General features: G+C 39.8%; 13 protein-coding genes. 11 read left to right on the forward strand and 2 right to left on the reverse strand.

What is annotated here, in order from left to right; all coding sequences use genetic code 11:
* Positions 1–21: 21 nt before the first annotated feature.
* Positions 22–570 carry a CDP-diacylglycerol--glycerol-3-phosphate 3-phosphatidyltransferase gene (gene pgsA, locus GM698_RS01230; protein ID WP_159629466.1) on the reverse strand — a complete coding sequence of 183 codons (549 nt, stop codon included), beginning with the start codon at positions 568–570 and terminating at the stop codon, positions 22–24.
* A 199-nt stretch (positions 571–769) separates the two neighbouring features.
* On the opposite strand from pgsA, the gene GM698_RS01235 reads away from it, so the two are divergent.
* The 11 genes from GM698_RS01235 (at position 770) to GM698_RS01285 (ending at position 9,572) form a co-directional block, all read left to right on the forward strand.
* The gene (locus GM698_RS01235; RefSeq protein WP_209289514.1) at positions 770–1,435 is read left to right on the forward strand and encodes a Bax inhibitor-1 family protein; all 666 of its coding nucleotides are present in this window, start codon (positions 770–772) and stop codon (positions 1,433–1,435) included.
* A 28-nt stretch (positions 1,436–1,463) separates the two neighbouring features.
* Complete coding sequence (locus GM698_RS01240; RefSeq protein ID WP_209289515.1) at positions 1,464–1,814, forward strand: TusE/DsrC/DsvC family sulfur relay protein; 351 nt, start codon at positions 1,464–1,466, stop codon at positions 1,812–1,814.
* An 83-nt stretch (positions 1,815–1,897) separates the two neighbouring features.
* Positions 1,898–2,437 carry an adenine phosphoribosyltransferase gene (gene apt / locus GM698_RS01245; protein ID WP_176808155.1) on the forward strand — a complete coding sequence of 180 codons (540 nt, stop codon included), beginning with the start codon at positions 1,898–1,900 and terminating at the stop codon, positions 2,435–2,437.
* Between the two features lie 89 nt (positions 2,438–2,526).
* Positions 2,527–4,584: a DNA polymerase III subunit gamma/tau gene (dnaX, locus tag GM698_RS01250; RefSeq protein ID WP_209289516.1), complete on the forward strand. Its 2,058-nt coding sequence runs from the start codon at positions 2,527–2,529 to the stop codon at positions 4,582–4,584.
* Between the two features lie 4 nt (positions 4,585–4,588).
* The gene (locus GM698_RS01255) at positions 4,589–5,497 is read left to right on the forward strand and encodes an ABC transporter ATP-binding protein (RefSeq protein WP_209289517.1); all 909 of its coding nucleotides are present in this window, start codon (positions 4,589–4,591) and stop codon (positions 5,495–5,497) included.
* 1 nt (position 5,498) lies between these two features.
* Entirely contained in the window at positions 5,499–6,260 is a 762-nt protein-coding gene (locus GM698_RS01260; RefSeq protein WP_159629454.1) for an ABC transporter permease, read from the forward strand.
* A 19-nt stretch (positions 6,261–6,279) separates the two neighbouring features.
* Entirely contained in the window at positions 6,280–7,038 is a 759-nt protein-coding gene (modA, locus tag GM698_RS01265) for a molybdate ABC transporter substrate-binding protein (RefSeq protein ID WP_209289518.1), read from the forward strand.
* Positions 7,038–7,730 carry a molybdate ABC transporter permease subunit gene (gene modB / locus GM698_RS01270; RefSeq protein ID WP_209289519.1) on the forward strand — a complete coding sequence of 231 codons (693 nt, stop codon included), beginning with the start codon at positions 7,038–7,040 and terminating at the stop codon, positions 7,728–7,730. The genes modA and modB overlap by 1 nt, the downstream gene beginning before the upstream one ends.
* On the forward strand, positions 7,717–8,772 hold the full coding sequence (gene modC, locus GM698_RS01275) for a molybdenum ABC transporter ATP-binding protein ModC (protein ID WP_209289520.1): 1,056 nt from the start codon (positions 7,717–7,719) through the stop codon (positions 8,770–8,772). The genes modB and modC overlap by 14 nt, the downstream gene beginning before the upstream one ends.
* Positions 8,773–8,824: 52 nt before the next feature.
* The gene (locus tag GM698_RS01280) at positions 8,825–9,259 is read left to right on the forward strand and encodes a type II toxin-antitoxin system RatA family toxin (RefSeq protein ID WP_176808149.1); all 435 of its coding nucleotides are present in this window, start codon (positions 8,825–8,827) and stop codon (positions 9,257–9,259) included.
* Complete coding sequence (locus GM698_RS01285) at positions 9,219–9,572, forward strand: RnfH family protein (RefSeq protein ID WP_176808148.1); 354 nt, start codon at positions 9,219–9,221, stop codon at positions 9,570–9,572. Before GM698_RS01280 ends, GM698_RS01285 begins: the two co-directional genes overlap by 41 nt.
* Before the next feature lie 89 nt (positions 9,573–9,661).
* Here the strand turns inward: GM698_RS01285 and ilvD are convergent, their stop codons facing one another.
* Positions 9,662–11,509, reverse strand: coding sequence for a dihydroxy-acid dehydratase (gene ilvD / locus GM698_RS01290; RefSeq protein WP_209289521.1), 1,848 nt, complete (start codon positions 11,507–11,509; stop codon positions 9,662–9,664).
* Positions 11,510–11,523: the final 14 nt, after the last annotated feature.

Raw genomic sequence — 11,523 nt, forward strand, 5'->3', positions numbered from 1 at the left:
AAAATAATAAAAATGAACCGCTTACGACTTCAACAAACTACTTTTTGAGGCATTTAAATATTGCAACATAGACCAAATAGTCAAACCTGCTGCAATATAAAGTAGGATAAAGGCTAAAATCTCCATTGCTTCGCTTTGTCGCCAAATCATCCCACCTAAGGCTAACATTTGTGCAGTGGTTTTCACTTTTCCCCAAATTGAAACCGCAATGCTTGCTCTCTCACCAAGTTCTGCCATCCATTCACGCAAGGCAGAAATAATAATTTCTCGTGCAATCATAATGCAGATGGGAATTGTGATCCACCAAGTATGATAATATTCGGCTACACACACAAAAGCCACCGCCACCAACACCTTATCAGCAACAGGGTCTAAAAACGCACCTAGTCTGGTTGTTTGATTCCATTTACGTGCTAGATAGCCATCAAAAGCATCCGTAATGGAAGCAATAAAAAAGATAAAAGTTGCAATTTCAGCAGCATATTTAGTGGGTAGATAGAACGCCACAATAAACAGTGGGATCATTGCGATACGAACCAAGGTTAAACAAGTTGGGAAATTAAGTATCATAACAGGTCTAAAGAAACAAGCAGTAGAATTGGATTAAGTGTAACATAACTAAATTATTTTTTTTACTCTTACGTGACAAAATCGCATTGACTTTACCATCAATTATCGCTAACTTAGGGCTCTATTTATGGAAATTTATCCATAGATATAAATCCATCGGCTTTTCCGATTTAAAAACAAAAAAATAGAAGGAATTTTTATGGAAAATCGTTTAGCTCATAGCTACTCAACCAAAGAATCATTCATCAGCACTCACAAAGTGCTTCGTAATACTTATATGTTGTTGGCAATGACCTTAACTTTCTCCGCAGTAGTTGCTTTTACCTCAATGGCAATGAATGCACCAATGATGCCTTGGTGGGGATTGTTAGTAGGTTTCTACGGATTGCTTTTCTTAACTAACGCAACAGCTAATAGTAGTGCTGGAATTTTAAGCGTATTTGCTCTAACTGGTTTCTTAGGCTACACCTTAGGCCCAATCTTAAATCGTTATATTGGAGCAGGCTTAGGCGATATTGTTGCCCTTGCATTTGGTGCAACTGCATTAGTTTTCTTTGCCTGTTCAGCTTATGTATTAACAACGAAAAAAGATATGAGCTTTATCAGTGGAATGATGATTGCACTTTTTGTCGTGTTATTAGTCGGCATTGTGGCAAATATCTTCTTAGCTATTCCAGCTTTAAGCTTAGCATTAAGCAGTTTATTTATCCTCTTCTCAAGCGGTGCGATTTTGCTTGCAACTAGCAATATTATTCACGGTGGTGAAACGAACTATATTCGTGCAACAGTTGATTTATACGTTTCTATCTACAACCTATTTGTGAGTTTCTTACAAATCTTCGGCGTATTAGGTAATGACGATTAATACTACGTTTTAAGAGGAATGCCACTTTATGTGGCATTTTTATTTTATGTCTATTGAACTAAATAATATCCAATATCCAACTGATGATGCAGGCTACTTAAAAAACTTAGCTGACTGGTCTTCAGAATTGGCAGAAAAAATCGCAGAAAAAGAGCAAATCACATTAACTGAAGAACATTGGGAAATCATCTATTTGGTGCGTGATTTTTATCAAGAATACAAAACATCCCCTGCTATTCGTATGTTAGTGAAAGCGATTGCACAAAAATTTGGCGAAGAGAAAGGTAGCAGCCGCTATTTGCAACGTTTATTTCCTGAAGGGCCAGCGAAACAAGCAACAAAAATTGCAGGATTACCTAAACCCGCAAAATGTTTATAAGGAAATTGACTATTCTCCTTGAAATTTCTCCCATTTTTCTATAGAGTTTTCTGGTTATTTTCAAATTATATATAGGTTAAATAATGAGCCAATTAGATTTAATTAAATCTTCCATCAAATCTATTCCTGATTACCCTAAAGCAGGGATTATTTTCCGTGATATTACTTCTCTTTTAGAAGTGCCAACAGCTTTTCAAGCAGCTGTTGATGCTATTACGGCTGAATTTAAAGACAAAGGCATTACGAAAATTGTCGGCACAGAATCCCGTGGTTTCATTTTCGGGGCTCCTGTTGCTTTAGCACTGGGCGTGCCTTTTGTATTAGTTCGCAAACCTAAAAAATTACCGCGTGAAGTCATTTCTCAGTCTTATACTTTAGAATATGGCGAAGACACGTTAGAAATTCACAAAGATGCGATTAATACTAACGACAATGTGTTAATGATTGACGACCTATTAGCTACTGGCGGTACGATTGATGCAACAGCCAAATTAATCCGCCGCTTGGGGGGCAAAGTAGAAAATGCTGCGTTTGTTATTTGGTTACCTGAGTTAGGTGGCAAAGAGCGTTTAGCAAAAGAAGGCATTACCTCCTTTAGCTTAGTCAGTTTTGAAGGACATTAACCTGTTGCAAGCGGTCGTTTTTTATTAATTTTTTGCAAAAAAATAACAAAAATGAACCGCTTGTAAATATTCTCTCACTAGAAAAGCCTATGAGTTATCAAGTTTTAGCCCGCAAATGGAGACCGCAACGCTTTTCAGAAGTCGTTGGGCAACAGCACGTTTTATCTGCTCTTGAAAATAGTTTAAGAGAAGATAGACTTCACTATTCCTACCTGTTTTCAGGTACGCGTGGTGTTGGTAAAACGTCAATTGCCCGTCTGTTTGCTAAAGGGTTAAACTGTGAAAACGGTATTACGGCCGAGCCTTGTGGTGAATGTGCTAATTGTAAAGCAATTGAAGAGGGGCATTTTATCGATCTGATTGAGATCGATGCTGCCTCTCGCACCAAAGTGGAAGACACCCGTGAACTACTTGATAATGTGCAATACAAACCAACTGTTGGGCGTTTTAAAGTTTATCTGATTGACGAAGTGCATATGCTCTCCCGCCACAGTTTTAATGCGTTACTAAAAACGCTTGAAGAGCCGCCTGAATACGTAAAATTCTTATTAGCCACTACCGATCCACAAAAGTTACCGATTACCATTTTATCGCGTTGTATGCAATTTCATTTGCGTGCATTAGAGCAATCGCAAATCGCAAACCATTTAGAGTTCATTCTCAATGCAGAAAGCATTCCCTACGAAACCCTTGCGATTGAAAAGCTGGCAAAAGCGGCACAAGGTAGCATTCGAGACTCTCTCAGCCTGACTGATCAAGCTATCGCAGTGAGTAATGGAAATATTACATTACCTATTGTAAGCCAAATGCTCGGGCTAATTGATGACAACCAACCCCTAGAATTAGTGCAAGCGATTGCCCAAGCTGATGGCGAAAAAGCAATGGCAATCATTGAGCAAGTTGCCTCTAAAGGCGTGAATTGGCAACAGCTACTCAGCGATATTGCAGAAACCTTGCACAAAATTGCGATGCTGCAACTCTTGAAAACAACCACAACCGAAGAAACCCTGATTCATTTTCTGGCAAAACAGATACCACCTGAAGATGTGCAATTTTTCTATCAACTCATTCTTAACAGTAAAAAAGAGCTGCCATTTGCTCCAGAACAGCGTGCTGGAGTAGAAATGGCAATATTGCGTGCTTTAGCTTTCCACCCCAAACAGACTGAAAGAATGGCTACATTAGCCACATCGCCTACTTCTGTTATGCCACAAGTAAACCATCTGGCTTCACATACGCAATCAAAACCACAAAATCAAATCGCTAAATTAAAAGAAAATTTTGATAGAACTCAGGAAAAAGCAGTCATTGACTCACCCGATACGCAAGTCATTGAAACAAAAGCGACTGATATAAAACCAGCAATACAGCAAGAAAATAGTCCGCCTACGCTTTCTCCTGCAATGGCAGCACTTGAAGCTCGTAAAAAATTACAGCAACAGCAAGCCAATTTAGCTCAAACTGAAAAAAAAAAGCCTGAGCTAACACCTACTCGATTTGTTGCAAAAAAATCAGAAAATTCGACCGCTTTATTGCACGAACACTTTATTCACTTTACTGAAAATCAACACCAAGTTGCTCAGCCAACTACTCAGAAAGTAGAATTTGCACCCAAAAGCGTTGAAGATGAAGATTACCAATGGACTTGGCTCAATCCTGAATTAGAAAGCCAAGAAGACAGTGCTAAACCGTCGGATATTAAACAAGCCATTTTGCAAGAACGTACGCCTGAATTGGTGCAAAAAACCATTAAATTATCTTGCCAACAAGATAGATGGTGCGATATTACCAATTCGCTCCACTTAGGCGGTTTTTCTCGCCAAATTGGCCTAAATAGCTACTTAGACAAACACGCTGATAGCCACCTTTCTTTGGTTTTGAAACCGAATATGGCACATTTAGATAATGTAGAATCACGTAAAAATTTAGAAATAGCCTTAGCTGAAAAAGGTTACACCTACGATTTATCCATAGGCGACAATGCGGAAAAACCGACTCCGCTCGAAATTCGCCGAACAATTTTCAAACAATTAACGGAAGCAGCCAAATCAGCGTTGCTTAATGATGAAAAATTGATGTTACTTCGCAACGCCTTTGATGCAAACATTGACGAATCGACTATTCGGGCGGTTGCAGAAAGTGAGTAAAGAGATGAAAGCATTAGAATTAATCAACCTTGTTAAAACCTATCCAACTGGCATAAAAGCGGTAAAAGGGATCAACCTTGTGGTTGAACAAGGCGATTTCTACGCCTTGTTAGGACATAACGGTGCAGGAAAATCCACAACTATTGGCATTATCAGCTCACTTGTGAATAAAACAAGTGGGAGCGTGAAAGTCTTTGGCTACGATTTAGATACGCAAAAAGTGCAACTAAAACACCAAATTGGCTTAGTACCACAAGAGTTTAATTTTAATCAATTTGAAAAAGTTATTGATGTGTTGGTGCAGCAGGCTGGCTTCTACGGTATTGCTCATAAAGAAGCATTAATACGGGCAGAAAAGTGGCTAAAATTACTCGATTTATGGGAAAAACGAACTCATCTTACCCGTGAACTTTCAGGGGGAATGAAACGTCGAGTGATGATTGCCAGAGCTTTAATGCACAATCCAAAACTGTTGATTTTAGATGAACCAACAGCAGGTGTAGATATTGAACTTCGCCGTTCATTATGGGATTTCCTACGAGATCTGAATAATCAAGGCACAACCATTATTCTTACTACGCACTACTTGGAAGAAGCTGAAACCCTGTGCCGTCATATCGGTATTATTCAAAATGGTGAACTCATTGAAAATACCTCAATGAAGGCTCTGCTTGCAAAATTAGAAAGTGAGGTTTTTGTGTTAGATTTGCAAAATTCTGATAAAAATCAACCGCTTGTTATTCAACATTATCCACATAAGTGGCTAGATGAAAATACCCTTGAAGTGAATGTAAAACGCCAGCAAGGGCTCACTCATCTCTTCTTGCAAATTGCTGAGCAAGGAGCAGAAGTATTAAGTATGCGTAACAAATCTAATCGCTTGGAAGAACTTTTTATCAATATGGCTCAATAAAATGAATTTTATCGGATTTTATACCTTAGCTTGCAAAGAATGTCGCCGTATTCTACGAATTTGGCGACAAACCATTGTGCCACCAGTTATCACCACTACGCTATATTTTTTGATTTTTGGTAAATTAATCGGCGGACGTATTGGGGAAATGAACGGTATAGGCTATATGGAATTTATCGCTCCTGGCTTAATTATGATGACAGCAATTACCGCCTCTTATGTGAATACCGCCTCATCTTTCTTTTTAAGCAAATTCACTCGTGATTTTGAAGAGCTACTGATTTCGCCCCTTTCCACTCATAATATTATTTGGGGCTATGTGTTAGGCAGTATCCTACGAGCAAGTTTAGCCGCCCTATTAGTAATGTGTGTGGCGATGATTTTCGTCAGACTTGATATCTATTGCGTTAGCGTCATTATTTTAACGCTCTTTTTAACCATTATTGCCTTTGCATTAGGTGGCTTGATTAATGCGGTTTTTGCTAAATCTTTTGATGATATAGGGATCATTCCAACCTTTGTACTTACGCCTCTTACTTATTTAGGTGGCGTGTTTTATTCTATCTCGCTACTGCCTGAATTTTGGCAAACAGTGTCAAAATTCAACCCGATTGTGTATATGATTAATGGCTTAAGATACGGTTTTCTTGGTATTAGCGATGTGCATTTGATTTATACATTTGCAGTACTCATTGCATTATGTGTGGTGCTATATAGTGTAGCTTATTCTTTAATTCAACGAGGGATTGGACTTCGTTCTTAAATCCAATTAAGAAGGCTTTATGAAAGTATTAAAAAAATTATCGCTTGCGAGCATATTAGCATTCAGTGCAAATTTTGCTTTCGCAGAAAATATTACCGTTTTTGCCGCAGCTTCAATGACAAACGTATTGCAGGAAATTAATCAAGATTTTGAGCGACAATATCCTGAAGATAAAGTAACCTTTTCTTTTGCCTCCTCTTCCGCATTAGCCAAACAAATTGAACAAGATGCACCAGCAGATGTTTTTATTTCTGCTGATCTAAAATGGCTGGATTATCTTGCCAAAAAACAACCTGCTAAAATTAAAAACAGAACCAATATCATCAAAAATGCCCTCGTTTTAGTTGCCCCGAAAGAGAGTGAAATTCAAGCCAATAGCATACAAGCGGTCGATTTTACCAAAGAATTAGCAAACAGCTATTTATCTGTGGGCGATCCTTCCCACGTTCCAGCAGGCAGATACGCCCAAAAAGCTTTAACTTACTATAATTTATGGGAAACGGTTGAGCCCAAATTAGCTCGTGCAAAAAATGTGCGAGATGCGCTCTCCTTTGTTGAACGTGGAGAATCATCATTAGGCATTGTGTATGCAACGGATGCAAAAGCGTCTGATAAAGTGAAAGTCGTTGCTATTTTCTCACCTGAAAGCTATGGCGAAATTGTTTACCCTGCCGCGGTGGTGAGTGAAAAACAATCTGCCATAAAATTTTTAGATTTTCTACAAACACCAGAAGCCAAAGCCCGATTTGAAGCCGCTGGATTTAAACTGATTGAGTGATGTTTGATTTTACCCCACAAGAACTCAATGCGATTGTTCTCAGCCTAAAAGTTGCCTCCATTGCAGTGATGCTTGCCCTGCCACTTGCCGTGTGGGTGGCTTGGTTGCTTTCTCGCAAACAATTTTGGGGTAAAAATCTCTTAAACGGCATTGTGCATCTTCCCCTAGTTTTGCCTCCTGTTGTTATTGGCTATTTATTGCTTATCTCGATGGCGAAACGAGGAGTAATCGGACAATACCTGTGGGAGTGGTTTAATGTTAGCTTTAGTTTTTCTTGGAAGGGAGCAGTGCTTGCCTCAATGGTGATGGCGTTTCCGCTAATGGTGCGTTCTATTCGCTTAGCGTTTGATTCCGTTGATCCCAAACTGGAACAAGCTGCCCGCACCTTGGGGGCAACACCGCTCAACGTCTTTTTCACCCTCACGCTACCGCTTTCATTCTCGGGCATTGTGGCAGGCACAGTGTTAGGTTTTGCCCGCTCGTTGGGTGAATTTGGAGCAACCATTACCTTTGTGTCCAACATTCCAAACCAAACCCAAACCATTCCAGCTGCTCTGTTTACCTTTATCGAAACCCCAAAGGGCGAAATGGCAGCTGCTCGGCTTTGTATGGTGGCAATCGTCATTTCACTTATCGCCCTATTTTGTTCCGAATGGTTAGCGGAAAGGCAAAAACGTTATGCTAAAACTTAATCTTACCCAACAACTCAGTAACTTTGAGCTGAACATTAATCTCACTCTTCCAGCAAAAGGCGTTACCGCTATTTTCGGTCGTTCGGGGGCGGGTAAATCTAGCCTGATTAATTTAATTGCGGGGCTTTCTACGGCACAATCTGGGCTGATTGAATTAAACGGACGTACGCTGTTTGACAGCCAAAAAGGCATAAATCTTCCGCCTGAAAAACGCCATATTGGTTATGTATTCCAAGAACATCGACTTTTTCCTCATTATTCGGTGAAGAAAAACCTCAAATACGGTTGCAAGCGGTCAAATTCTGCCGATTTTTTGCAAATTGTGGAGCTTTTAGGCATTTCTCATTTGTTAGATCGCTACCCTGCCAGCCTATCTGGCGGTGAAAAACAGCGTGTAGCAATTGGACGTGCGTTATTAAGTTCTCCAGATATTTTATTGATGGATGAGCCTTTATCTGCTCTTGATCTGCCTCGTAAACAAGAGCTTTTAGATTATTTAAGCCAGCTTGCCACTACACTTGAAATCCCGATTTTATACGTTAGCCATAGCCTCGATGAAATCGTGCGGTTGGCGGATAATTTAGTATTGCTTGAAAATGGCAAAGTGACCGCCTTTAATACTGTTGTCAATGTTTGGCAAAGCCCTGCATTTGAAGCTTGGCAGCCAAATAATCAACGTATTAGCCTGCTTGAGCTGCCTATTAAAGAACATCAAACTCGCTATAAAATGCTGGGGCTTAATCTCAATGGCCAGATATTATGGATTAACGAAATCCCTCACTACCGCCTAGGTGAAAAATTGCGTGTGACTATTGCAAGTGCTAATGTTTCGCTAAGCATTGAAAAGCCAGCACAAAGTTCTATTCGTAATATATTAAAAGGCATCGTATGCCAAATTGAGCATCACTCAAATAAAGTGGATGTGCAGATCAATGTCGAAAATCAACAAATTTGGAGTACGATTAGCTTGTGGTCTTTTGAGGCACTGGCCATTTCAAAAGGGCAAACCGTCTATCTACAAGTCAAAAGCGTTTCTTTATAGATTTGCAAAATTTTGGTAAAATCCAACCGCTTGTTAATTTATTAAAGAAATTATGCCAATCGTAAATCAATCTGCCTTAGTGCCTTACAGTGCTGAGCAAATGTATCAGCTCGTCAATAATTATGAAAAATACCCCGAATTTTTGTCGGGGTGTGTTGGCTCCAAAACGCTGGGCACTGGCGAAAATGAGCTGAAGGCTGAATTGCATATCCAAAAGCTAGGCATTAGCCAAACGTTCAGTACACACAATAAAATGACCCCGCCACATAAAATTGAAATGACATTACTTGAGGGGCCTTTCCGTCATTTACACGGAGCTTGGACATTCACTCCGTTTGATGAGCAAAGTTGTAAAATCACCTTGGAGCTAAATTTTGAATTTTCAAGCCCCCTTGTGGCATTGGTATTTGGCAAAATATTCAATGAAATGACGTTAAAAATGGTAAATGCGTTTAAACAACGAGCGAGAGAGGTATATAGTGTCTGATTTAGGCGTACAAAAAGAAGAACAGAAAATTAATGTAGAAGTCGTGTATGCTTACCCCGATAAGTTTTTTTTGAAAAAACTACAAGTGCCACAAAATACCACCATTCAAAACATTATTTTGCTTTCGGGTATATTAGAAAAATACACTGAAATTGATTTGCGAGAAAACAAAGTGGGGATTTTTAGTCGCCCTGCAAAATTGAATGAAACAGTAGATGATGGCGATAGAATTGAAATCTACCGTCCCTTAATTGCTGATCCCAAAGAAATTAGACGGAAAAAAGCAGAAGAACAGGCAAATGGAAAAAAATAGCTTATTTTGCTTAAAATTCATCTTCGCCATAAATCTTTGCCATAGACAAGCTTCAATCTTAAAAATTGAAGCTTGTTTTATAACATTATTTATTTCAATAATGATTTATCGCGTACGGCTCCTTTGTCGGCAGAGGTTGCAAAATGCCCAAATACTTTCAACGCAAATGATACTTCACGTTCACGATTAACTGGCTTCCAAGCATCCTCGCCACGAGATTCCATATTTTCACGGCGAGCCGCCAATTCTTCGTCTGAAATCATCAAGTTGATTGAACGGTTTGGAATGTCGATGGATACCGTATCGCCATTGTTAATCAACGCTATTGCACCACCTGATGCAGCTTCTGGCGAGGCGTGTCCAATAGATAAACCTGATGTCCCCCCAGAGAAACGTCCATCAGTTAATAACGCACATTTTTTACCTAAGCCCATTGATTTTAAATAACTGGTTGGATAAAGCATCTCTTGCATACCAGGCCCACCTTTCGGACCTTCGTAACGAATAATTACAATATGCCCTTCTTTTACCTCTCCACCTAAAATGCCTGCAACAGCATCTTCTTGGCTCTCAAATACAATAGCTGTACCAGTAAATTTCCAGATAGACTCATCCACACCAGCGGTTTTAACAATACAGCCATCTTCAGCAATATTGCCGAATAATACCGCTAAACCACCCTCTTTAGTGACCGCATTTTCAACACTGTGAATACAACCGTTTTCACGATCATCATCAACGGTATCCCAACGGCAATCTTGTGAAAATGCTTTGGTGGTGCGAATACCCGCAGGGCCAGCACGGAAGAATTTATGCAATTCTGGATCTTTATTTCGCATAATATCGTATTGATTTAATTGTTCTTCGATTGTCAAGCCTAATACTGTTTTAGTATGGCGATGAATTAATCCTCCACGGTCTAATTCGCCCAATAAGCCCATAATACCACCTGCACGGTGAACATCTTCCATATGATATTTATTGGTATTTGGTGCAATTTTACTCAAGCAGGGCACAATACGAGATAAGCGATCAATATCTTCCATTTTGAAATCTACCCCTGCTTCTTGTGCTGTTGCCAATAAGTGAAGCACGGTATTACTTGAGCCACCCATTGCAATATCTAAGCTCATTGCATTTTCAAAAGCGTCAAAACTTGCAATAGAGCGAGGCAATACGCTGTAATCATCTTCTTGGTAATATTTACGACAAAGTGCCACAATTTCACGCCCTGCTTTTAGGAATAACGCTTTACGATCTGCGTGGGTAGCAAGCATTGAACCATTTCCAGGTAAGCTCAAACCTAATGCTTCAGTTAAGCAATTCATTGAGTTTGCAGTGAACATTCCCGAGCAAGAACCGCAGGTTGGACAAGCACTTTTTTCAATGGAATCAATACGCTCATCCGATACGCTCGGATCTGCACTTTCAATCATCGCATCAACTAAATCCAAACGGATTAATTGATTAGAAAGCTTCGTTTTACCCGCCTCCATTGGACCACCTGAAACAAAAATGGTAGGAATATTCAAACGCATTGCCGCCATTAACATTCCTGGGGTAATTTTGTCACAATTAGAAATACATACCATCGCATCAGCACAGTGAGCATTTACCATATATTCCACACTGTCTGCAATCAAATCACGGCTTGGCAATGAATAAAGCATACCGCCGTGCCCCATTGCAATACCGTCGTCCACCGCAATTGTATTAAATTCTTTCGCGACCGCACCTGCCTTTTCAATTTCAGCGGCAACCAACTGCCCCATATCTTTTAAATGAACGTGGCCAGGAACGAACTGAGTAAAAGAATTCACTACGGCAATAATAGGCTTACCGAAGTCTCCCTCTTTCATTCCTGTTGCTCGCCACAAAGCTCGAGCACCTGCCATATTGCGACCTTGCGTTGAAGTCGCAGAACGTAAAATAGGCATAATCTTCTCCAAAT

This window comes from Mannheimia sp. ZY171111 (assembly GCF_017750945.1).
GTDB lineage: Bacteria > Pseudomonadota > Gammaproteobacteria > Enterobacterales > Pasteurellaceae > Mannheimia > Mannheimia pernigra.